This is a genomic window from Arthrobacter sp. ZGTC212 (genome assembly GCF_002929255.1).
GTDB classification, from domain to species: domain Bacteria; phylum Actinomycetota; class Actinomycetes; order Actinomycetales; family Micrococcaceae; genus Arthrobacter_B; species Arthrobacter_B sunyaminii.
On sequence record NZ_PJIJ01000002.1, the window covers coordinates 968,662 to 991,136 of the forward strand.

Annotated in this window: 24 protein-coding genes and 2 pseudogenes; 11 read left to right on the top strand and 15 right to left on the bottom strand. The window is 57.1% G+C overall.

Translation table 11 applies throughout. From position 1 onward, the window contains the following. Positions 1–456: 456 nt before the first annotated feature. The gene (locus tag CXQ89_RS11135) at positions 457–1,752 is read left to right on the top strand and encodes a GNAT family N-acetyltransferase (protein ID WP_104161254.1); all 1,296 of its coding nucleotides are present in this window, start codon (positions 457–459) and stop codon (positions 1,750–1,752) included. A gap of 414 nt (positions 1,753–2,166) precedes the next feature. Here the strand turns inward: CXQ89_RS11135 and CXQ89_RS11140 are convergent, their stop codons facing one another. From CXQ89_RS11140 to CXQ89_RS11150, 3 genes are all read right to left on the bottom strand, one after another. Beyond that, on the bottom strand, positions 2,167–2,691 hold the full coding sequence (locus tag CXQ89_RS11140; RefSeq protein WP_207347042.1) for a DUF2812 domain-containing protein: 525 nt from the start codon (positions 2,689–2,691) through the stop codon (positions 2,167–2,169). After that, positions 2,688–3,011, bottom strand: coding sequence for a PadR family transcriptional regulator (locus CXQ89_RS11145; protein ID WP_104161255.1), 324 nt, complete (start codon positions 3,009–3,011; stop codon positions 2,688–2,690). The genes CXQ89_RS11140 and CXQ89_RS11145 overlap by 4 nt, the downstream gene beginning before the upstream one ends. A 589-nt stretch (positions 3,012–3,600) precedes the next feature. Then, positions 3,601–3,951: a VOC family protein gene (locus CXQ89_RS11150; protein ID WP_104161256.1), complete on the bottom strand. Its 351-nt coding sequence runs from the start codon at positions 3,949–3,951 to the stop codon at positions 3,601–3,603. Between the two features lie 289 nt (positions 3,952–4,240). On the opposite strand from CXQ89_RS11150, the gene CXQ89_RS11155 reads away from it, so the two are divergent. After that, the gene (locus CXQ89_RS11155; RefSeq protein WP_237686889.1) at positions 4,241–4,672 is read left to right on the top strand and encodes an ATPase; all 432 of its coding nucleotides are present in this window, start codon (positions 4,241–4,243) and stop codon (positions 4,670–4,672) included. Positions 4,673–4,840: 168 nt separating this feature from the next. Further along, positions 4,841–5,386 carry a GNAT family N-acetyltransferase gene (locus CXQ89_RS11160; protein ID WP_104161257.1) on the top strand — a complete coding sequence of 182 codons (546 nt, stop codon included), beginning with the start codon at positions 4,841–4,843 and terminating at the stop codon, positions 5,384–5,386. Between the two features lie 72 nt (positions 5,387–5,458). Here CXQ89_RS11160 and CXQ89_RS18170 read toward each other — a convergent pair whose 3' ends face one another. Beyond that, positions 5,459–5,800, bottom strand: a complete 342-nt coding sequence (locus CXQ89_RS18170) for a hypothetical protein (protein WP_146067233.1) — start codon at positions 5,798–5,800, stop codon at positions 5,459–5,461. Positions 5,801–6,255: 455 nt separating this feature from the next. Here CXQ89_RS18170 and CXQ89_RS11165 point away from each other — a divergent pair, with 455 nt between their 5' ends. Together CXQ89_RS11165 and CXQ89_RS11170 are read left to right on the top strand one after the other, a co-directional pair. Beyond that, positions 6,256–7,062: a DUF4839 domain-containing protein gene (locus CXQ89_RS11165; protein ID WP_104161258.1), complete on the top strand. Its 807-nt coding sequence runs from the start codon at positions 6,256–6,258 to the stop codon at positions 7,060–7,062. Positions 7,063–7,277: 215 nt separating this feature from the next. Continuing rightward, positions 7,278–8,321: a GNAT family N-acetyltransferase gene (locus CXQ89_RS11170; RefSeq protein ID WP_104161259.1), complete on the top strand. Its 1,044-nt coding sequence runs from the start codon at positions 7,278–7,280 to the stop codon at positions 8,319–8,321. Between the two features lie 391 nt (positions 8,322–8,712). On the opposite strand, the gene CXQ89_RS11175 is transcribed toward CXQ89_RS11170, so the two are convergent. After that, positions 8,713–9,279: a TetR/AcrR family transcriptional regulator gene (locus CXQ89_RS11175; protein WP_104161260.1), complete on the bottom strand. Its 567-nt coding sequence runs from the start codon at positions 9,277–9,279 to the stop codon at positions 8,713–8,715. Between the two features lie 53 nt (positions 9,280–9,332). Here CXQ89_RS11175 and CXQ89_RS11180 point away from each other — a divergent pair, with 53 nt between their 5' ends. Beyond that, positions 9,333–10,049 carry a DUF998 domain-containing protein gene (locus CXQ89_RS11180; protein WP_181032297.1) on the top strand — a complete coding sequence of 239 codons (717 nt, stop codon included), beginning with the start codon at positions 9,333–9,335 and terminating at the stop codon, positions 10,047–10,049. Positions 10,050–10,410: 361 nt separating this feature from the next. Here the strand turns inward: CXQ89_RS11180 and CXQ89_RS11190 are convergent, their stop codons facing one another. The 5 genes and pseudogenes from CXQ89_RS11190 to CXQ89_RS18605 form a co-directional block, all read right to left on the bottom strand. Next, positions 10,411–10,884, bottom strand: coding sequence for a glycosyltransferase (locus tag CXQ89_RS11190; RefSeq protein WP_258060081.1), 474 nt, complete (start codon positions 10,882–10,884; stop codon positions 10,411–10,413). A 99-nt stretch (positions 10,885–10,983) separates the two neighbouring features. Then, positions 10,984–11,148: pseudogene (locus CXQ89_RS18865) on the bottom strand (glycosyltransferase); the annotation flags it as partial. Between the two features lie 15 nt (positions 11,149–11,163). Beyond that, positions 11,164–11,349 (bottom strand): hypothetical protein, encoded by a 186-nt coding sequence (locus CXQ89_RS18600; RefSeq protein WP_219815592.1) that lies wholly within the window; start codon positions 11,347–11,349, stop codon positions 11,164–11,166. 31 nt (positions 11,350–11,380) lie between these two features. Next, entirely contained in the window at positions 11,381–12,043 is a 663-nt protein-coding gene (vanX, locus tag CXQ89_RS11195) for a D-Ala-D-Ala dipeptidase VanX (protein WP_104161262.1), read from the bottom strand. Beyond that, a pseudogene (locus CXQ89_RS18605) lies at positions 12,040–12,940 on the bottom strand (ATP-grasp domain-containing protein); the annotation flags it as partial. The gene vanX and the pseudogene CXQ89_RS18605, both read right to left, overlap by 4 nt. Here CXQ89_RS18605 and CXQ89_RS11205 point away from each other — a divergent pair. Beyond that, positions 12,924–13,259, top strand: a complete 336-nt coding sequence (locus tag CXQ89_RS11205) for an N-acetyltransferase (RefSeq protein WP_181032332.1) — start codon at positions 12,924–12,926, stop codon at positions 13,257–13,259. The pseudogene CXQ89_RS18605 and the gene CXQ89_RS11205 sit on opposite strands and share 17 nt — an antisense overlap. 586 nt (positions 13,260–13,845) lie before the next feature. Here CXQ89_RS11205 and CXQ89_RS11210 read toward each other — a convergent pair. Next, entirely contained in the window at positions 13,846–14,109 is a 264-nt protein-coding gene (locus CXQ89_RS11210) for a response regulator transcription factor (RefSeq protein WP_104161264.1), read from the bottom strand. Continuing rightward, positions 14,106–15,380, bottom strand: coding sequence for a sensor histidine kinase (locus tag CXQ89_RS11215; protein ID WP_104161265.1), 1,275 nt, complete (start codon positions 15,378–15,380; stop codon positions 14,106–14,108). Before CXQ89_RS11215 ends, CXQ89_RS11210 begins: the two co-directional genes overlap by 4 nt. An 825-nt stretch (positions 15,381–16,205) precedes the next feature. On the opposite strand from CXQ89_RS11215, the gene CXQ89_RS18175 reads away from it, so the two are divergent. Next, positions 16,206–16,457, top strand: coding sequence for a hypothetical protein (locus CXQ89_RS18175; RefSeq protein WP_146067234.1), 252 nt, complete (start codon positions 16,206–16,208; stop codon positions 16,455–16,457). A gap of 370 nt (positions 16,458–16,827) precedes the next feature. Here CXQ89_RS18175 and CXQ89_RS11230 read toward each other — a convergent pair whose 3' ends face one another. Both CXQ89_RS11230 and CXQ89_RS11235 read right to left on the bottom strand, forming a co-directional pair. Further along, complete coding sequence (locus tag CXQ89_RS11230; RefSeq protein ID WP_181032298.1) at positions 16,828–17,151, bottom strand: hypothetical protein; 324 nt, start codon at positions 17,149–17,151, stop codon at positions 16,828–16,830. Between the two features lie 166 nt (positions 17,152–17,317). Next, complete coding sequence (locus CXQ89_RS11235; protein WP_104161269.1) at positions 17,318–17,824, bottom strand: GrpB family protein; 507 nt, start codon at positions 17,822–17,824, stop codon at positions 17,318–17,320. A gap of 177 nt (positions 17,825–18,001) precedes the next feature. Here CXQ89_RS11235 and CXQ89_RS18180 point away from each other — a divergent pair, with 177 nt between their 5' ends. The 3 genes from CXQ89_RS18180 (at position 18,002) to CXQ89_RS18190 (ending at position 20,958) form a co-directional block, all read left to right on the top strand. Further along, positions 18,002–18,235 (top strand): hypothetical protein, encoded by a 234-nt coding sequence (locus CXQ89_RS18180; protein WP_146067235.1) that lies wholly within the window; start codon positions 18,002–18,004, stop codon positions 18,233–18,235. A 1,336-nt stretch (positions 18,236–19,571) separates the two neighbouring features. Continuing rightward, positions 19,572–20,252: a hypothetical protein gene (locus CXQ89_RS18185; RefSeq protein ID WP_146067236.1), complete on the top strand. Its 681-nt coding sequence runs from the start codon at positions 19,572–19,574 to the stop codon at positions 20,250–20,252. Between the two features lie 49 nt (positions 20,253–20,301). Next, positions 20,302–20,958, top strand: a complete 657-nt coding sequence (locus tag CXQ89_RS18190; protein ID WP_146067237.1) for a hypothetical protein — start codon at positions 20,302–20,304, stop codon at positions 20,956–20,958. A gap of 396 nt (positions 20,959–21,354) precedes the next feature. Here the strand turns inward: CXQ89_RS18190 and CXQ89_RS11245 are convergent, their stop codons facing one another. Further along, the gene (locus CXQ89_RS11245; RefSeq protein WP_104161271.1) at positions 21,355–22,113 is read right to left on the bottom strand and encodes a response regulator transcription factor; all 759 of its coding nucleotides are present in this window, start codon (positions 22,111–22,113) and stop codon (positions 21,355–21,357) included. Positions 22,114–22,475 lie beyond the last annotated feature (362 nt).

The window sequence follows — 22,475 nt, forward strand, 5'->3', positions numbered from 1 at the left end:
GAGGCTGTCTCGTCATTCACCACAGCAGTTATCGTACCTGCGTGTATTGACCCAACAACCAGCATCGATGCTGCGCCGTTACACGGTCCCTCAGCGAACACCGAGCGCATCGACGCCGGGTTGCACTGCCTCGTCCGAAGAGAGAAGTTAGGGGCAAAGCTGCTGCTCCAAAGTGCCGCCTGCTGCGCTCCGACGTCGATACTCCAGAACGGAGCACGTTAGGAAAGCAGAAACAGCAAGGACCATGGCGAGGATCGACACCGGCCCGCACTACTCCGGCAGCTTCTCAGCGAGCATCATCGTGCCCACCCCGAACACAATCGAGACCCAAAACAGTGGCGGCTCCATGCAGTCATGTCCGCAGCCTAACCGCTGTAGGGATCCTCGAGCGGGACGCTTACTCAGCGTTGAACGAGGTTACCGTCGGCGTGGGAGACAGTCTGGTTAGCTGACTAAATGCAGATCAACGTTCGCCCTCCCTCTCGTGCCGAAATGTCCAACTACTACAAAGCACTTCCAAGCGGGAATGGGCTTCCTAGCTGGGAAGCAGCGCCAGCGGCATGGCACGGTGGCAGCGAACCCTGGCCTCAGCCTCGTCAGCCCGCCACTGCTGAACAATTGGAAGCGTGGGCCGACAGTAGCGAGAAGAACCAGAACTTTCATCCGGTAGCTGCGTTTGCTGACGGGCGACTGGTCGGCGCCTCCGCGATGCTCTCGTTTGAGGTCACGGTACCTGGTTCACTTCAGCTACCCATGGCAGGAGTAACTGGTACAGGAGTCCTCGCTACACACCGCAGGCGGGGCCTGCTTCGAAAGATGATGCAGACCATGTTCGACGCTGCAATCGAACGGGGCGAACCAATCTCGATGCTCAGCGCCAGTGAAGGCAGCATCTATGGAAGATTCGGATTCTCCCCCGCGACGTACCGCACCCGGTGGGAGATTGAACGCTCACAAGCAGAACTTTTCCCTTTAGAGGACACCATCGGTTCACTCGAACTCATCGGCGCATCAGAAGCGCGCGCGATATGGCCCGTGCTACATGAGCGTGTACGTCACTCTCGGGTGGGCGAGCTATCAGCTCAGCCAGGCAGATGGAACGGACTCTCTGACACGGCATCCGGAACCGATAGCCCTCTTCGCTATCTCGTGCACCGGGATAGCACCGGAACGGTGGACGGTATTGCCAACTTCAAGTTGCCTTGGTCCCGCACGGTTGATGATGTTGGCACGCTAGTCGTTGAAGCCCTCGAAGCCACCAATCCCAGTGCTTATAGGGCGCTGTGGCATCTCCTTCTTGACTTCGACCTGACACGCAAAGTCGTTGCGCATTCACGTCCGCGCGATGAACCCCTTCGCCAGATGTTGAGAAACCCTCGTGCAATGCGTATCACTCGACAGTCAGACAACCTTTGGATGCGCATACTGGACGTTCCCGCCGCATTAGCAGCCCGCACTTATTCCACGCCCGATACCATAGCTTTTTCCGTCCAAACCGACGAGATGGTTCCTAATAATGTCGGCACTTGGCGTCTAGAAGCTGACGTTACCGGTGCCTCCTGCGTGCGTACCAACGATGCACCGGATCTCACGCTCGACATTCAAGCCCTCGGTGCCCTCTACTTAGGTGGAATGTCGGCTCAGCTGCTCGCCGCTGCGGGGCGGATTCGCTCCGATCAAACCTCGTCCATTGAGAAACTTTCCCGGATGTTCAGAACTGACCCAGAACCTCACAACTCATTCGGGTTTTGAGCTGATCTAGTTCAACCGGCCTTCTGATGTCTCAGCTAAGCTCCGGTACAGCGTGGCGCGTCAGACGTTGAACGTCTGCGCAATCTGCTTGTTCGTGTGAGTGCTGGCCTCGATCATGTCGTGCCTGGATGATCCGTGTGCGGCTCATCCCCGGCTTCCTCCCGCTGGACCTGCCACGGCTGCGAGCAGTGTCCAATCCTTCCTTGGTGCGCTCAACGATCAATAAGCGGGACGGGGCCCTGCGGTGTAGGTCGCCGCGCTGTCCGGGGAAAGGCTCAGCAGCACAGCATGAACCAGACACTACCGAGCCCCGGTCGAAACTGACAATTGTCGGTCAGAGCCGTGTCAGTCGGTCAGAGCCGTCACAACAGCCCGTTCCTCAGTCGAGCGGAATGATCAATCGAACCTGGGTGATCAGCTCGAGTGATTCAGCTTGTTGAGATTATGCCAGTACCCGACCAGAGGAATGACGGTGTAGACGACGGGCAATATAAACACCGCCAACAGAACCAGTTCTGCCCATTCATTCCACGATGCCGCACGGATTCCCAGACCGAAGAGCAGGAAGGCAATCAGGGTGATCGCACTGTAGCGAAGGTAGCGATCTCGATTTCGGGTAAGTTCGTCTCGCCGTGACTCGAAGCCCGTGTGAACCGGCGCCGTTCCCGGCACTGCCTTGAAAATGTGCGCGTCTCCCAGCGAGAGGACGGGTGCCCAGCCAGCCGCTTGGAAGATGTCGAAGTAGTCCGGCGACGGACTGCTTTCATAGGCTAGGTCGAAGACAGCCTCTTCGGGAGCTCCGTCGACGAAGCTCCATCCGTGACCCAGCTTCGCTACACCGTTCAGGTGTTTTCCCTGCAGTGCCATTTCCGCGAACATAGCCAGGTCCTTTTCGGGACTGAAGGCCAGGCCACTGCCCATCCTGCTGGTGGTGGTCAAGCTTCCTCCATGATGTGGTCGGCCATGGCCAGCAACTGGCGACGGCGTTGGATGTTGCGGACCAGGACCTCGTGGCCCTTCGCATTAAGGTGATAGACGCGCCGAGAATCATCGCCATCGAGTTCCTCGATGAGGCCAGCCCCGACGAGCTTTTTGAGCGTCGTGTAAAGCGAGGCGGGCCCGAGCGTGATGGCCCCCCTACTCTCCTGCTCAAGGAACTGCATCACGGCATAGCCATGACGCGGCTTGACCAGGGCGAGCAGGACGTGCAGCGCAGCGTCAGCGAGATCTCCGCTCTCAAAACCCGAGCTACGAGCCATGCCCGCACAATGGCAGAGTATCAATCAACGATGTATCCATGATTGATATATAAGCACAGAAGTTCGGCGGAGGCCAAAACGAAGACCACATCGTTTCCGTCCGCACATCATCGTGCGCCCGTAACGGTCGTCTTCCTGGCGATGTGAATGGGCCGACCGGCTTGAGGCGCGCGGTCACGTCACATACGACTGCGGTATTCCACTCAATGGCCGCAGGGCAGACCAGACAGCGGCGGTTGACTCCCATAGATTCGCTGCACGCAGCCGGGTCCCGCTACCGTCCTGACTGTTCAGCGACTTGGCCCAGATCCCTGGCATCCACGTCCGGCCGTCGCATCACAGACGAGGTATAGGACGAGTCATCACTGAACGACTAATCACCGATGACGAGCCGAAGCTGAAAGCGTTCTAGGAATCGCTCGGCTAAACCCAGACCGAGGAGTTCCAAGGAGGACCGGCCCGAGCCTTCATCAGGTTCGACTGAATACATACATCCGCTAAAGATTCACCTTGTGCCGTTACCAGCCGAGGCACGAAGTGGGGTTGCGGTGTCTGATGCGATGACCGACGCGGACCGGGCCTATAGCACTCAGACGTGCTCGGCTACGTCGAACTCGTTGCCCTGAGGGTCAGCGAGCGTGACCCACCGAAAGCTTTCGTCGCCCCGGCGCTCAATGAGGGTGGCCCCGGCAGTGAGCAAGCGATCGACCTCGGCGTCGAGGTCGGGAGCAGCCAGATCGAGATGGATGCTGTTTTTTGCGACGGACTGGTCGTCAACCTTCTGGAAAGCCAGCATCACTGGCAGCCCACCGCCCTCGAGGACCACGAACCAACCCCCGTTGGTTTGGGTGATCTCCGCATTGGTCTGCTCGGCCCACCAGCGAGCGAGCGGTTCGGCGTCTGTGGTGTTGATGGTGACCATGTCTAATTTGAGTGTCATGATGTCACCCTATTGGCGCCAAGGTTCAAAGGGAATGAGACCGTGTGAGAGCAAGAGCACGTCCATGCGTTCCGATAGAGGAAGCCATCTCACCGAGCAGCCTTTGAGACGTCTATCCCCCGCCGTGAGGCGGAGCCGTAACGCGACAGTATGCATGGGGATTGAATAGCAGGCACGAGGGCGCAAGACTCGGCAGCACACTTGACATGCCTAAACGTTGCGCCCGTAGGCCGATCCTAGATCGGACGGTCCTTGCATTTGCGAGGCATCGGATAGAACAGTTAGGCGAATGCGCTCCCACGTCCGTTTCATCAGCGGCCGTTCCGGCGTCGGCAAGTCCACCGCTGCATTGGCCCTGCACGAACAACTCATTGGACACGACATCCAGCACGCCGTCATCGAGGGCGATTACCTCGACCTAGCCCATCCCGCACCACACGTGGCATTTCCCGCTGACAGCCTCGCCGAGCAGAACCTGGCCGCGATGTGGACCGCCTACCGATCACTGGGTTACCACCGACTCATCTACACCAATACGGCGGCCGTCCTCACACTGTCCAGCTTGGTGGCAGCTCTGGGCGATGATGATCCACTCGTCACGGCGGTTCTGCTGCGCAGCAGCGACGAATACGCTTGTCCACGGTTGGAGCGCCGAAATCACGGAGCAATCGACCCCGCTCTGCTCGGTCATAGTACCTTTATGGCGAACCTGCTCGATTAGGAAGCTCCGGCCTCCGTGCACCGGATCGGTACCGGCCAGCTCCAACCGTCAGAGGTGGCGGCCCAGCTGATTGCTCTCACTAATTGGGCGTAACTCCGTCTCTCGCCACGACGCCCTGGGGATCCGTGTGCGGACAGGTTGTCGGATTGGTACTGGCACACTACGAGGATGATCAGAACCTTGAACTTGCCAGTCACCCTGAGTGCTAAGGGCCGGGATTTCACTCTGCGGAGAGCTTCCGAAGATGATCTCGAAGCACTCATGCTTCTACTCGCCGATGATCCGATTAGCACGGGTAGAGGTGACAAGGCTTTGAACTCTGATGCTCCCGCATACCTTTCTGCTCTGACGGCGATCATCGAAGATCTATCCAACGAGATCATCGTTGTCGTCGACGATGAGGACGAGCTTCTGGCGACCATGCAGCTGACCCGTATTCCTGGAATGGCAAGACGCGGTGCAACTCGGCTTCTTGTCGAGGCAGTTCGAGTGCGAAGTGACAGCAGATCAACCGGGGTGGGATCCGCGATGATGTACTGGGTTACCGGCACAGCAGCACCCATGATCGAGGCTGATCTCGTGCAGCTCACCTCTGATGAGGCACGGCACGACGCGCACCGCTTTTATGAACGCCTGGGATTTGTTGGGTCGCATCGCGGATTCAAGTACAAAGTGGGGGGAGGTCGCGTCCACACTAACGGGGCGCATCTATAAACTCGCCCGCCCCTTGATCCAGTAAAAGCGGGCGGATGTCGCTGAGGACTTGAACACGACACCCTTGCTCCTTCAAATTTCGGAGCGTTCCAAGTGCATCGGGATACATTGGCCGGTTTCCGGCCACTCGTCAGCGTGCCGTAAGACCTCTGCAAGTTCCTGATCCAGCCCTGCCCGTTGGAAATACAGTGACTCTGCTTCGTAGTACCTACTGGCGCTTGTATCGGAACCAACTTGCGCGGCGACTACCTCAGGATCCTTCTCCCAACGTCGCACAGATTCACACACACCATCTATCCCGTGAACATTTATACGACCGAGCTTTTCAAAGGATAAGGTCAAACGCTCTTCATGACTGGGGTCGTGCACCAATGTGCCGCTCCAATCGAAAATCACAACGTCAAAGTTTGGCATATTTGAAGCCTACTTGCTGGGGGATTTTTCCCATTCCTTAAATCCAGAAGGAGTCAGCAGGAGACGGCTCTGCTCGTAGTGGGCAGTGTCGGATAGCCGGGTCCCCACTGTGGAACCTCCTGCGGACAGGGTTCGCCGGCTGAGAAGCCGGGTCTGTGCATGGGCGGCGGCAGCACATGTTCCGTCGTAATTTTCCGTATTTTAAGTTCAGTTGGTTCACGAGCGTTTGAAAACCCAAGCCAAGCCCACGATCTCAGGGTCTACGACACTCCGCATAACGTGGCCAGAGGAAAACACGCCCATCGGATCGAGTTATTGTTAGCTAATGTCGCTGGGCCACAAGTCTCGGATAAGGTGTTCGGCGTAGTCATGGGATATATATTGAGCAAGCGCCACGACGGCGGGCGTCGCTCGGCGCGCCGAGCAAGAATCGAATTCTCGAGGGGTCTTCTGAAATGGTCAAACGCTTTCTTACCGGCACGCTCACGGTGGCACTGCTGGTACTGACATCAGCCTGCGGGAATTCGACTGACCCGGCCAATATGCTTAACATGCCTTCGTCGTCAAAAGAATTCGAAGGCAACGGCTACGAAGAGGTAGTCGATGATCTAACAAAGGCCGGCTTCACCAACGTCGAGCCGAAAGCACTGGACGACTTGATCACTGGTTGGATAACCAAAGAGGGTTCGGTGGAAACGATTTCCGTTAACCGGGACTCTATTTTCACTACAGACGACAATTTCCCCAAGGATGCGGAAATAGTCATTTCGTATCACTCGTTCAAGGCAGATCCTGACAAGCCTTCAGAGTCCGCGACTGCGACTGCCTCCGAGACGAGTTCCGTTTCTGCCGAACCGCCCTCCAGCCAAGACGCAGAAATGGAATCTCTGACAGTAGCAAATAACAGCGATCTTGCAGCACTTCTATCTACTGGTGATCCCTTCGACCTGGGCAAAGAGTTTGTCGAAAAATATGAGGGCAGAACCATTGAGTTCGATGGAAACATAGCCAAAATGGGGAATCATGGCACGTACAAGACAAGATATGATATCTTGATTTATGCCGGTGATTTCAACGATTCTCGTGGTCCCTCTTTTCAGTTCAACGACGTCAACATAGTCTCTGACCTAAATCTCACCGGCTCAAGGATCCCTGACACTATCCGTGAAGGCGACAACCTCCATATCATTGCAAAAGTCGCCGACTACAACACTGGCGGAGACCTGCTACTCCTTGACCCGATTTACACGGAAATACGCTGACCGTCTTTTTAGCGAGTATCGAGAACACTACAAGACGCCGGCTGCGAGCTGAGGCCCGCTTCCGCCAGAATTTGGACCTAGTGTTTTGTTGCCTGGGCATAACCGCCCCGAAATCGTCGTTCTGTGTGGACTTCTGTGACTGTCCCGTAAGCCGGTCCCTCACTGGACGTGCTCGCCCGCAAACACCTAAGTATAGGTGGGTTCCACCTTTCCATATGATTGGTGCACGGATTGATCAAAGGCATTCCAGTTGTGCTCCTGTTTCACCTTTCCACGTTAGGTTGGCACGTGTGATTATTCACCGTTTAGATCTTGCCGATAACCAAGCACTGGCAGACGCGTATGAGGTTGAGCGTGCAGCGAACCTCAAGTCGCGGCCTGATTGGGTAGGTCGGGGTTTAGATGCCCGCATCCTCGGGTGGCGTGCTGAGGACGGTTGGGGCAAGCGCCTCCTTGGGGCATGGGACGGCTCGACGTTGCAGGGGTTTGTTGCGGGCATGACCTCCGAAGACGAACCGGAGACGACGTGGATTTTCATCTGGGTGCACCCGGAGTACCAGGACAACGGCATCGGTAGTGCCCTGATAGTTGCCGCTGAAGCTGACTCCCCGTCAACAACCACACGGTTCGTCACCAGTGCTTACCGGCCGACAGTGGAGAATATCGCTGCCCTTGCGAAGCGGTTCCTCAACCCGCTCGGCTACACGGTCGCGACGACCGAGACGGTCGTCGAGTTGGACCTTCAAGCCGCGGATCTGCCTCCGATTCCAGCAGTAGAGGGCTACACCATCTCCACACACCTCAATGGGGTGCCCGTCCGATACCGCGAGCAGGTAGGTCAGATCAAAGGTCTGGTGGACGCGGAAGCTCCCAGTGGTCAACTCGGATGGAGCGAGACTGCCGTGTCGCCAGCAGAATACGCGAGTGAGATCGACAGGTGGGTCGCACAGGGATCAGCGGCAGTGGAGTCAATTGCGGTGACCGAGAACGACGACGTGGCGGCCTGGACTTGCCTCGTAAACGCTGCGACCGATGAGCGGCCGGCGGACATCGAGGGGACCCTCGTCCTTCGGGAACATCGCGGCCACGGATTGGGAGCTGCGGTGAAACTGGCATCGCTGTACGAGGCGAAGAAGCTCGGAGCAGTAAGCCGCGTGAGGACAAGCAACGACGACCAGAACACATGGATGCGATCTATCAATACCGATCTTGGGTTCAAGCCCGTGGAATCAGAAGCCATCTTTCATAAGACCCGATAACCCGACCCGGTCAGCTGGTGTCCCGCAGAATGATGGGCTTTCGCTACGCCAAGGTGCTGCGTCTCGGAGTACGGTCGGTAGATGCGAGCAGAACTCATTGATCCACGGGATCAGACCACGCAGGTCGATGATCCGACCTACAGGGTGTACTTCTGGGCGAACGACGGCGGGAACAAGGAAGAGTGGGAACTGTCAGGAGCAGACCTTCACGAGGTGCTCACTTGGATACCCACCCGCGCCAGAGGCCGATCGCACAGCCTCTGGGCAAGCACACGATCTCCGGGCGAAGTTTGCCTTATCCGCTTGCAAGGAATCGATTTAGACACGGACGCCGATTCTTGGCCCTCCTGGGCTCACCAAACATATAGCTAGGCGCACGCTGACCTATCCTTTAGCGGGACCGAGGTTCGAGCCTGTTGAGGTATTGGTCGATGAGTCGCTGAGCCCGCTCGGATGTCATTCGGTCGGTCTCGGTTACCCTGGCAATGGCTAGGCCATCGAGCAGTGCCATGAGCATGGCGGTGTCATCCCGGGTGAGGTCTGGGTTCCATTGCCGGAGCAGAGTTGTCAGGCCTTCTTCCATAAGGCGCCAGGATTCCTGATGGGCGCTGGCAACTGCGCTGCTGGTTGTCGCCTTCGAGGCGTAGGACAACCAAATGACCGAAGCGGTCCGGGATTCGTCGTCCACTCCCCCGAGAATCCTGCACACTGCGTCCAGATTCTGCCGCGCTGATGCCTCCGGGTGCACTGCGGAGCCCACCCGCTCGATGAAGTTCCTGGAGACCTCGTTCATGGCCGCCATGATCAAATCGTCTTTCGTCTTATGGTGATGCTGTACGGCACCTATCGAGAGGCCGGCGGCTGCAGCGACGTTGCGGATCGTCACCTCTTCAAGGCCCCGCTCAACCAGAATGTCCTGCACAGCCGTAAGAATGCGCTGCGCGCCCGCCGAAGTCATGGTTTGAGATTACTCCGAACCAAACCATACGTTCGTATTGTATGCTCGGGGGCATGACACGACTTCGTTGGGGCGCCGCGCTGTGGACTCTGTGCCTGCTGACCTTTCCGGCTCAGGTAATTGCGGCGGCGCAGTGGCCGAACCCGTACTCCTGGTCCTCAAATTTCATCAGCGATCTCGGCGTGACCGCTTGCAGGACGTTCGACGCCGGCACGCGCGTTGAGCGTTACATCTGCTCCCCCGGCCATCTGCTGGCCAACGGTTCCACGGTTGCCAACGGAGCATTAATGGCTGTCGGAGCCGTCCTTCTGTGGTCGGCCTGGCCTCGGCAGCGGACGGGGAAAACCGCGATGTCATTCGTCGCAGCGGGAGGTGTGCTTGTGATGCTGGTCGGTTTCCTAGCCTGGGATGTTTACCCGGAGGCTCATGACGCCGTGGCCCTTGCCCAGGCCCTGATGCAGTGGATCGGAATGGCCTTCCTCGTCTTCGCGCTTAAAGGCAGCACGGCAGCACGATGGGCGTCAGCCCTGACCTTGGCGAGTGTCACACTCTCGATAGCCGGCTTTGTCCTCTTCATCGATGCGATCAGCGGTGGGCCATCGATTTCACTGGGCCTTGGCATTACCGAGCGCCTCGCCTTCGATACCCTCACCGTATGGGGCGCCGTGCTGGGTGTGATCCTACTGATGACGACACTCGGACACCGGAGCACCAGCTCAAACCAAGAAGCGATTCTTGGTTCCGCGCCGACAACGTCCCCGGGTGCATAAGCCGACGATAAATCGGGTCTCCACCGGCTCCTCGAGCGGTGGAAAGACGGTTACGACGGCGCGAACACGAAGAGCGCATCCTCTCTCCTATCAGCCTCTTCGGGGTTGGACTGCCATCAATGAGGTCAAGGCCATGGGGGTGACTGTACGACTTCTGCGGCACACCGCCGTCGGACCGGCTGAAGGACACCTCCCATCCCCACTATGGCCTGGGGCTGTTCAAGACCAGCTTCAACAAGACGGTGACGGATTATGTTGGCTGCTGGGACCTGCCGGTCGGCCCGGTGCGATACAAGGTATGGGTGCTGGCGGGAGAGCGGATCTTTCGGCAGCTCTATACCCGGTGGACCGGTAAGCAGTTCTACTCAGAGTCCAGCTTCACGTCCGGCACCGGCCGGCGGTTACGGGCGACCGCCAGCCAGTGCCGGGCGATGACGACGTCGGCGTCCGGCCTGGCCATCCTCAGCGCGGCAGCTGACATTCCCGCTCGCCGTGCCGGATCGAGCAGACACGGCAGCAGGGTCCTGGAGATCCATTCCACGCTGAGCTGCTCGTCGCTGACGAGCAGGCCGCCGCCGGCCCGCACAATAGCCTCCGCGTTGAGGTGTTGCTCGCCCCCGCGCAGCGGCAACGGAACGTATAGTGCCGGCAGCCCCACTGCCGACAATTCGGCACACGTCATCGCTCCGGATCGGCAGAGAACAAAGTCCGCCGCAGCGTAGGCCAGTTCCATATGTTCAACGAAAGGCAGCTGCCGGTACGCCGCCCCGGTGCCGCCGCTGTCCGGGTCACTAATGCCCGCGAGGGATTCATCGGCACAGGCTCGGTGGCGCATCCGGGTGCGGTCGAGGTGGGCAATTTCCGGTCGGAGCGGAATGCCGACCGGCACGCCGTGTGCGAGGCCGACTCCGGCCGATGCGGTAAGCACGTTGGCCGTGAGCCGCGCACCGACCCTGTTCGTGATTCCCGGACGGGCATTGGCTTCGTGCACCACAATCCTCACCTTCTGTTTCCGGGCGGCCAGGTAGGCAGGCAGCGCAACGTAGCCGCCAAAACCGACGACGACGTCGGCCTGCACTTCGGCGAGCACTTTCTCCGCCGCACGGACCGCTGTTCACAGCCGGACCGGCACCCTGAGCAGCTCACTGTTGATCTGCCGCGGCAGGGGCACGGGCGGAATCAACTCAAGCGGGTATCCACGTCCCGGGATCAGCCGGGTGTCCAGGCCTCGGACTGTGCCCAGGGCGGTGATCACTGCATCCGGCTCGAGCCGGCGCAGCGCGACTATCGAAACACTCATCGACAATCCCTTTTCTTTGGCGGAACGTTCCCTATGCATTCTGGAAGACAAGGTCCCTGGCCGTTGCGGCGTCTGATGGAAGCGGATCCGTAACGGGAAAATCGAAATAAGTGTCCGGATAGGGTTCGTTCTTCAGGGTGTAATGCCACCACTCAGAATCGTAGGAACTGAAACCGCAGGCCTCCATGAGCGAACGCAGCGTGTGGCGGTTGCCGGTCTCGGCCCGGGTGATGCCGGGCGCTCCGTGATGCGAAATTTCATCCATCAAGTCGTGGCCGCCGCCCATGGGAACGAGGTCACCGGTAACCAGGTCATACAGGGTCAAATCGACGGTGCTGCCCCGGCTGTGGCCGGACTTGGAGGCTACGTATCCTCTTTCGAACATTTCCGCTCGGGAAATATTTGGATAGTGGCGGCGTTTAGTTGCGCCGTCCTCTGGTTGTTTCGCCCAGTGCAGGAACGAATCCACGGCGCGCTGCGGGCGGTAGCCGTCCCACAGCAGCAACCCGAAACCGCGGGATGCAGCCCGTTGCCGCACGCTTTCCAGCGCTGAGCACAAAGCCCTGGTCCCGACAATCCGGTTGGCCAGATATCCCTCCACCGGTTTGCCGGTGAAGTTGTCCGATGTGGCGTATTTGGCATCCCAGCGGACTCCTGGAACACACTCATCAACGAAAACGAAGTCACCCTTCATCGTTTTTCCCCTGCCAAGGCCGACGAAATGACCCGGTCAATGACTTCGGTCAGCGGCGGTCCTGCCGCCGCCATCATTCGCGGATAGCGACTGAATGAGGTCATCCCCGGCAAGGTGTTGACCTCGTTGAGAACCACGCTTCCGTCCTCCTTAAGGAACAGGTCCACGCGTGCCAGCCCGGTGCATCCCAGCGCTCGGTATACGGCCTTTGCGGTCGCCTGGACCAGTGCACGGGATTCCGGCGTGATGTCTGCGGGAACAATAGCCTTTGAATTGTCCGAACCGCGTTCAGGCTCAGTTTCTTGGTGGATCCTGAAGAACCCGTGGGACAGGGCAATCCGATCCACCTCGCCGGCCGTCAAGTCCATTTTGCCACCCAGGATGGCACATCCCACTTCGCTGCCGACGACGGACTCTTCGATGAGGACCTTCGAGTCATACTGCCGCGCTGTTTCCACAGCGCTGAGCAGTTCTTCCTTATCCGACACCTTGCTGACTCCGAAGGAGGAGCCCGAACGGGCCGGCTTCACAAAGACGGGGTAGGTAAACCGGTCCGGATCAATGCTGCTTTGCGGTAGGACAACCCAGAAACCGGGCGTGGCAATCCCTGCACTTCCGGCCACGGCGTAGGACGTCACATCCCACATAAGGGATGCCGGTGAGTTCCAGCAAACCCTGCATCGCGCCGTCCTCACCCTGCCTGCCGTGCAGGACGGGAAACACCACGTCCACATCAATGGACTCGTACTTCCCCTGGTCCAAAACAAGCAGTCCCCGGTGACTTCGATCCGGGGACAATACAACAGCCTTGCCATTGCCTTTCTCCCAGTCGGTATCCGGGCCGTCGCAAGACTTCCACTCGCCGCTCCGGGTAATTCCGATGAAGAACGGTTCGAAGTATCCACCGTTTACCGAGCAGTGCATACCAGAGGTCTCCGATCTCAACGTGCTCCAGCGGTACCGCAGGTTAGGGGTCGCGACGAACTTACTGGATTATCTCGAGCGCATAGCGGCGCGACGCTCGCCCACGGTCGGCCTCGGCGTCGGGCTGTATGCGGACTACGGAGCGGCCCAGCGAATCTATGTACGCCGCGGCTACCTGCCGGACGGGCGCGGCGTGATGTATGCAAACCAGCCGGTCTCAGCCGGTCGAACCGTGGCTCTGGACGACAACACGACCCTGATGTTCACCAAACAGCTCGATCTTGATCGGTAATGAAGAGCTGCCCCTCGGCGTCTTGGGTCGAATGAGGATCCTTCAGCGGGTGCCCTGCGTTGCTCCCTCATGTTTGAGCGGTCAAAGTTCAAGCCGACCCCTAGAAGTTGGCAGGGCATTGTCATTGATGGGGAATGCCTGCGATGACCTGATAGTCCGCATACGTGATCCCTGGGCCTTCCAGATCAGCTAGGTCAGGGCCACTCGGACTCGTCCCAGGGCACTGTGTGGATATTTCGTACAACCCATGCGGTTGCACAAACTCAACACGGCCGTTTTGGTCCGAAGTTCCAGATGACGCCGTTACTGTGGCTGGCTCACCAAATAAGGGTTCTAGCTGTACCTGACAGTCCGGCACGACAGAAGACCCACTATTTTCCAGAACTACAACAGTCAGAAAGACATGTCCGTCCGGCGGCATTGGAGCACTCTTCGGCGAACATCCAGCCAAGGCAAAAAGAGTCAGCAGGCCAGCGACGTAACGGGACCTGCTAAGCGATACTCTTTCATATCGCCGTTCCGCAGGTTTCCCAATCTTCATGGCGACAGTCTAGCCATCGGTTACGGCATCCCCAGCCCACCTTCCTTAAGTGCGTCCCGTAGCCTGTGGTGGATCAAAGGTCACCTGACGCTCCTGCGTCCGTGGCGGGATCGGCATGCGGACGTCCATGAGCATGATGTCTGGGCGTACTTCCTTGGCCAGTGTCATCGCGGTCTCGCCGTCTTCCGCTTCCCCTAGGAACCGCATGTCATCTTGGGATTGGATGAGCATTCGCAGCCCTGCCCTGAATAGTGTCTGGTCATCGACGATCGCCACTCCGATGATGGTGGGCAGTTGGAATTCCGTCATGAGTCGAGATTCTTCGAGCGATGGCCAGCTGTTACGGCGTTGGCCGTCAGATAAGGAATGAACGCGGTTGTGACGAATGAGTGACCATCGGCCTCCGCGGTTAGCCATCCTCCGGTCGATTCGGCTCGGTCGCGCAGACCGCGGATACCGCGGCCGCTGCCGGCGACTTCGGGCGCGGTGCTTGAAGTGGCTGCAGCATCGGGTGTCGAAGTAATGTGCAGGGTCATCCCCGGGCCATCCCAGTTGAACCGAAGGGTTACTGTGCTCCCGAACCCTGCGTGCTTGAGCGCATTCGTCAGCGATTCCTGTGCAATCCGGTATACGGTGAGCTCCTGGTCCCGGGTCAAAGCTTGAGGCGCACCCATATCGGTCCGGTCGATACTAAGGTGACCCTGACGCATTTGGTCGATCAAGGCATCAACATCCATCATCTCCGGAGCCTCAAGATCCGCGCTGATGGACACGTTCTCGATGACACGCTGAGCGTCGATAAGCGCTGCCCTGGCTGCGTCGGAAATGTTCTCCAATGCTTCTGTAACCATCGGTGGCTGGTCCTTGTTCAAATACCGGGTACCGTCCGCCTGTGCTGCAATAACTGCCAATGAGTGGGCCAGTACGTCGTGCAGCTCCCGGGATATACGGTTCTTTTCCCCAGCGACAGCAAGCTGCAGCTCCGCTTGTCTAGCCGCCTCCGTCGTCTGAGTTCGCTCGCGCATCAGGGTGAACCGCTCGATCGTCATCCTGACGGCAAAACCTATTAGCCATGCACCCACCAATAGAATTGAAAACTCCAATGCCAGGTATGCCCAGAAAAGGACGATGTCTCCCTGGGAACGACTCCCCGCCTCGGTCATGAATAGAAACTGCCTGCCCGCCTGCTGAAGCCTCATTCCGTAGAGTAAAGCTGACACGATCACCAGCACTAGGGTTGCGCCCAGAGCCTGCAGTCGCACACGGGATGACGGATTCGTAGCAGCGAAAAACACCACAACCGCTGGCGTGAGATAAACAAGCCAGTCACTGGCCGCAGACAAACCAAACGGAAAACCCAACTGCACCACCAAGAAACCCACCACGACGCACAGGGCAGCCCGTGGGAAGCGTGATGCCGCCGCAACGGTCATGCCCAACAGAATTCCGGAGAATACGAGGAGAAAAAGAGACGCCCCCTCGGCGCCGGACGATAGGTATGACAAAAGGCTTAACACGGTGAAAACAAGCCCCACAACGGGCGAGACAAAACGGTCTAAGGCCAAGCGGTGGTTATTCATAGATTTACCGTACGGGTGGGGCGCAGCCCGCGAGCCGTAGACGCGCACCTTTCATACCTAGAGGCACTCATGACTAGCCGTAGGTATGAAACCTCTAGGGAGTATTGCCCCTATGGGCTGCGATCGAGGGCAGCCAGTAGATGTGGCGTTAAGGGATCCCAGTCGGACGCCAGAGCGTCCGAGGAACCACCCCTGACCGGACGCGTCACCGGCTCGTCTCGGCACTCACCACTTTCCAGGGCTCGCCTTCATGCTCGCCGATCGTCGCTCCACCATATGTAGACAAGCGATACCGCCAGGCCCCAAAGAAGTACCGCCACAATGATGGTGGACAGCGCGGGCCCAAAACTGCATTCACCCGCCACGGCAACAAATTCAGTACAGGTGCCCGACCGCGAGAATATTTCCACAACGCCTCCAATCCCCGCCGCAATGGCAGCAAGTAGGAAGACGAAACGACGTTTCCCCCGCTTGAACACGATTTCCTCCCGACGAGGCCTGCAGCTCTGACGTTGTTGTCCGCACATTACGTTGTGTCTATCGCCGAAGAAACCTCTGCATTGGATCAGGCTCCACACAGAGCCGAGCTTGCAAGTTGCCGCAATCACTCGAAACTACTCGTCACTGGACGACCACTGAGGGATCGAGTTGTGGGAGTCGGCGCCAAATACGGCGCAGGCAGTTACATTGGACGTTCAACAGACAGTTCAGGTTCTATCGCAGCAGAGACCGAGCCGAGTCCGGGATATGTGTGAGGTGCAGTGCAGGTACTCCATACACATTTTGACTAAGCAACTATCAGACGATAAGCAATTGGAGTATTACATGGAAATATCCTGGCCAGGATTAATTATCGGCCTACTGATTCTGACTGCGTGCATTTTTGGATACATCAAACGAGACGCCCTTACCAAAACCGTTGATGTAAACTCCAGCATGATCATAGGTCGTAGGGCAGCCGAGAAGCTCACATCCGATGCGGAGCGAACAAAGGCAAACCTGATTTTGCCCCTGTTCGGTGGAATGGCGATGGGTGGGGCAATGATAATTCTCTCGCTCGCGGGCGTGATGAAATGAAACTCAAGCCAGGAAGATGTCTATGAGTCCGGTGTTCATTGTGTTGGTGATCGTCGCACTCGGCTTTGGAGCTCTCGCTCTGATTCAGGTCAGAGTTCGCAAGGAGAATCCACCCTCAAGGGCGTCCACTCTGGGTTTGGCAACGATAGGCATGTTCTTCATGATCGGTGCTGGAGCGGTCCTCTTTTTTTCGGCTCGCGGGTAGTGGGAGTTCGGTTCGTAATTGCATAGACCACATCTGAGCAGGGGGAGACAGGTCAGAAACATGCGACCCATGGGAACTGCCGTGCCTGGAGCGTCTGAGCTGGCGCGGTGAAGGATCCCTCAGCGTGCGCGATGACCGGTGCGAGTGGTTGACCGCAACGTCTCCTCAGATCGGGACGAAGGTGGCGATATGGACAGATTCTCCGACGTTGGGATTCCTTCCGAGCAGCCGGATAAGGTCACTCGTACGCGGACTGGTGAAAGGACCCAGGGGCTCCTCCTGCATCTCAACGAAGAGCTCAAATCGACGTCCACGAGCGTTTTCTTCTATCCACTGGTACACCTCCGTCAGATCCTCGACTTCACTCAGGATGTAGGCATCGAGCATCCAGCCGCGCGGCGGTGATGCTTGTTCCCAGAAGTTGACGCGATAGAACGGTGAATCGACGGTGTATCGGTTTTCTGCATGGACAGTCTCAGATATGCGCATGCTTTACACGGTAGACATCCAGGTGGCGGCACGTGACCGATGGCCGGAGAACGTGATTCAGTCGCAACAGAGCAAATCCCTAAGCGGATCCTCCACCGCTCCGCCCTCGTCGTCCGCAGGATCAACGTGGTCATTTCTTCCCGGAACAGCTGTGTTGATTGAGTAATTAGCTTTTCTCGGAGGCACTACCAGACAGCAAGTTGGAAACAACAGAGGTCTTGGACTGCGTGTAGTCATCCCAGTTTCTTGCTGCTTCCGCTGCGCGGACCTTGGTATGAAGGTATTCAGTACGGGCGCTTTCGTCGGACCTGAGTAGATCACGAAAGCTAATGCGCCTGCACCACGGCAGGCTTTCGAATTCCACTACATGAACAATGTAGGAACGGGATGATCTGGAAGGATGACTAAGCCAACAATGGCGATCGCGTTCACCTTCAAGATCGAACCCGATCGTGGCGAGATGCCGTGACACGCTGCTGACTCTATCTGCTTCGACACCAACAAGAATGTCCACAACATCCTTTGCAGGAAGGTCAGGAACGGCAGTGGAACCAATGTGCTCCAGGTGGACACCGTGGACCTGTTGACGGATCTTGTCCATCATTTCAGCCGCCATTCCCGTCCATTCGGAGTAGCGGCTCGGAACGAGGAAAACAGGTTGATCGGGTGTCATGGAGTCATCTTTGCATAGGCCCCCATCCGGCTGCTGCAGGCGCTGTAGAACAGCTTCACCCAGTGCTTAGCGGATCGGCCTGCGGGCGCTGATGTATGCTCTGTGCTGTTTCACACCTGGCCCGCAGGTTCAGCCAGTTAGCATCGAACAGTTTCCACTAAGGCTTTGGGGGTCAGCGTGATCAAGAAATCAGTAGCAGTCTGGATGCTCGCTCTAGCGGTGAGCATCGCACTGCTGGTGAGTAGCGGGGTTGCTCTCTGGAATGCGGGCATTGCGGCTGATGAAAATAACTTGACAGGCAACTTCAACTCCTTATGGTCTGTATTTGGTGCAGGACTCATCGGTCTAGTAATCAGCCTTCCCTGTCTCTTGGGAACGATCACCAATGCACGACGGCCCAAAACGCGCTGAGGGATCCCCCTGCGGGACGGTGAAGGATCGGCTTACGGGCGCTGGTCGGGGGGTTCCTTCAAGCGCTGCAGCACTGAATTGTGTCGACGACGGGAATAATTTCCATGCGCCAACAATAGCTAGAGGAGGTCAGCGCTGAGAGCGTAAGACTTCCGCAAGCCGATCCCCTAGCGGGTACCCCGCAAGAAGCCCTCCATGGCGTAGCCGCCATTTTGCTCCAGTGCAGCTCTAGCAATCCCGGCCAGCTTCTGGGGGTCATAATCCGCGAAGCCGCCCAGGCCAAGAGCCCCAATGCGGCCTCATCGCTGGGCAGCTGTTCCAGGCGCCGAACCATCCATTAGCTGCAACACCTGGGTGGAGCACCAGCTGTTGGCTTCCAAGTATGAGAAGGAACTGGCCAGGCACAAGCGCTCCTAAAGCCATTGCTATACGTCGAAGGGGTACAGCGCTTCTTGCGATGAGCTTCCCCATCGCGAGACGGTGAAGACTCTGATACACGACTTTGTCATGAGCGAGTTCAGCGTCGACAAACTCTTGCTTCCAGAACTCAGTTTCTTTTGGGAGTCTTCCTCCAGCAGTCAGCTGACCGAGAGTCACGACAAGCTCTACCACCGTGGCAATCACAGTCACGGTCGGAGTGACTCTATTGCTGCAAATATTTCCCCATGGGATGTCCTGAATCACAAGTTATAAGTATGAGCGAGCCAGCCCCATAGGCACATTAAGTCTCGCTGCAACCAAGTCATCGAGCTATGAAAGGGCGCTACATCCCGACGCCTTCTAGATGGGTCTGACCAGCCCAATGAGCCCTGACCAGGAGCACGCGTATTCGGTCGGGAACCTGTGGCGGCTGACAGCAACCGGTTTTTGGCCTGACTGAGAAATCTGGTTGTTTTGGTGCCCAGAACAGGATTCAGGGCCTCGACGCCATCCAGTTCCGGTCATCGAGTTCGGCCATTCGCCGACCGCGGTCCCCACAAAGAGGGTTCGCGGCGGCGATCCCGATTTGTCGAGGGAAGCTCCTATCTTTACGCCCGTCATTGGCGCGCCTTTTTCGATGGCCGGTGCGATTGCCAGAACGGGAGCCGGGTGGGTCCAACTGTCCAAACTGGTGAGGTTGTGAGGGACATCTGGCACATCCACAAGTAGTTCCGGCTACAACTTTCCTCTCATATCATTTGCACCAAAGAACCACCTTCGATGCAGCTTTTTCCACTGACCTAAATTTCCGTTGACTTTTGCATGGCTTCAACTTGAGATGTTTAGAGGGTATCCCCCGCTGACAAGGAACGGTATTTCTGTTCCAGAGCAGCCTCGTCCTCAGATGGGAAAACGCATGAAATTCAAGAAGGCACTGACCTGCATTGTGGCAGGAGCACTACTTAGTCTCGGGGCAATTCAGCCAGCCCAAGCCGCGTCCGCTGAAGATCGGGAGGAAATTTCTTCTTGGTTTGACAAGCATGGCGTTTCGGAGCAGACGCAGGATCGCTTGCATGCGAAGTTGCTGAGTGGCAAAATGCTCGATTCCATGAAGGCTGATATGGCGCCCCTCACTGAAGAAGAGAAAACGGCCGGGGGGTTTATCACCATTATTTCGACTTACCCCGACGGTTCAATAAGCGTCTCGGAAAGAGAACAAGCTCAGAATCCGAACGGCATTTCTCCAAGGTCCATAAGCGGTTGCACTGCCGTGAGCGGAAGCGGCTACGCAAGCCGGTCCAATTGTTTGATCAAGGAGTCCAACGGCTATCTCCACCTGCAGTTTCGGGCAAATTACACCATGGTCAATGGTGCGGCAGATTACATCAGTTGGGTAGGTAATGCAAGTGCATCGTCGAGCTGGGGATCCGCATCCGCCGCGAACCTTTCAATCATCCGCCGCACCGAATCGGGCTCGCCTGCTCAGGCACAGATTGGCGCCCAGTTCGACGCGTACGGCGGTCTTAACTCCTACACCGGGTATGCCTACCTGAACGTCGGCGGAGACAGCGCCTGGTCCAGCCGTAACTACAACTAACGGGGAAAACATGTCAGACATGACGAAAAGACTGTTTAGGCTGAAGTCATTGGCCGTCGTACCACTGGTCGTTGGAGCGCTCCTAGCAGGAGCACCCGCACATGCGGCTATGTCGGAGGATGAATCTAGCCTCCGCAGCTGGTTCGACCAGTACGGTATCAGTGAACCTACCCAGGACCTGCTGATCGAGAAGCTCGAAACAGAAGGCAGCTATGACGCAATGGAGGGTGAAACTCCAGTCAAAACAACTACAAACGAGTCCGCCAAAGCGATCACTACTATCGAGACTTTCGCTGATGGTTCTATAAATGTTTCGGAGGTGGAAAAACCTGCCGAGGTTAAGCCAGGCGTCATTTCCATCAGGAGCATTGACGGATGCTCTGTCACCGGCGGATCTGGCTGGGGTAACTGGTCGAACTGCAGTGTAAACATCAGCAACGGCACAATCAGTATGGCGTACAAGGCTACATTTGAGCGCTATTCTGGTGGCTACGGGAACATTATTTCGGTCTGGGGGGCAAGCTCTAGTTCCAAGTATGGTTCCATTACCTTTCCCACCTTGCATGTGGTGGCCAAAACCGGTAACCCAGCAACGGCATATGCGGCAGCGAGGTACAAATCCTGGAATGGACTACAGACTCAGAATCCAGAATTGTGGCTCTCAGTCTCAGCCAACAGCCACACCTCATATGTTGGCGGCAACTAAGCTGACGTAGTCTTGGAGGGTGCTGGAGACCCAGCACCCTCCAAGCACGTTGAAAGGGAATCACCATGGGAAACGAACCGCTCGTAGGGGCTCTAGTAGGCGCCATAATCGTGGGCTACTTCACTTCAACCGAGCCGGCTCTTTTGATTTGCCTCATCTTAGGTGGCGTTTTTCTGGTATACGCAGTTCAGCTGATGGTTATTTCGGGGCAACAACTTACTAAAGACCACGACGGCGACACACCACCCGCTGCTCCATCCCCCGGACGCCGCGTCCTCGCATATGCAGCAGCATCTCTAGCCGTCGTGCAAACCTTGGTTTCTGTCTGGATGCTGGTGTTTGCGGAAAATTTCTTCTCACTTTATGGCGTCCTGTGTGGGCTTTGTTTTATCGTTGTCACGGCCCGGACGATAAAAACGTTTGCTGAAGGGCCATCTCATATGCCTGCGCCGAAGAATCTTTAGTCGCCTCGGATACTTTGCCCGTCTTCAGTTCGTTGAAGCCAAACTTTCTGTCCTTCGACGGTGATATCTTTTGTACTGCATCCATCCTGGAAACGGCTCCAAGCTTCCGAAAGATGTTCGAAAGGTGACGTTTCACAGTTGCTTCCGCGATGAATAATTCACGCCCAATCTGAGCGTTTGACTGCGCTTTCGCGACCAACGCGAGAATTTCTTCTTCACGCTGTGAGAGTAGAGAAACTAGCTCCGCTGTAGAGGCCGGAACCGCGTTGTATGTGAAGAGGAACTCGCTGCGAGGAATCTTCAAACTAACGAATCCGTCCATCCCCCTACTAGCTGCAATTATCGCCGCGGTGATCTCTTCAATTTCAACGTTCTTGACGAAGTATCCGGATGCCCCTCTCTGTAGCAGCTCCCCCATAAGGGTCAGCTCGGAACTTTTCGCAAGAATAATGACCTTCAAATTAGGTGCCAACCGAGCTATCTCGGTCATCACATCGAGGACGGAAATTCCCCCTACCTCCGTTCCAAGAAGCATCACGTCCAGCAACGGGTTCCCGGCAAGCTTCATTGCATCAAACCCGTCCGTACCGCTCCCTCCTACTCCAATCCTCGCATCCGCAGAGAGCAGGGCGGTAAGCCCCTCGCGAAAAAGTCTGTGGTCATCAACGACCGCAACAGTAACTTCATGCATATTTCCCCCAAAGACAGCATTACAAAGAATTTTTTCGGGACTGTCAGTTGCAGAGCTGTCTAAACGAATATTAACGCCCGCGCAACCTAATTAGCAGTCCTCGTCACACGATAATATATGAAGTTGCGCGGGCACCAGAGCCACACATGACCATCTTTTTCCGCTAACGTCTCGAAATGGGGTACTCATTGCCCTGTCATAATCTCTTTCGGGTACGGTCGACGTACGGTTGACTAATTTAGAGAACAGCCCAGCCGATCACTCTTATAGATTCTTGAAATGAGTGCTGGCCTACCAACGTCCTAATGCTGCTGGCCTTTGAAGGCGTCGCACACACTCGGAGACGACAGCCAAAATGTTCG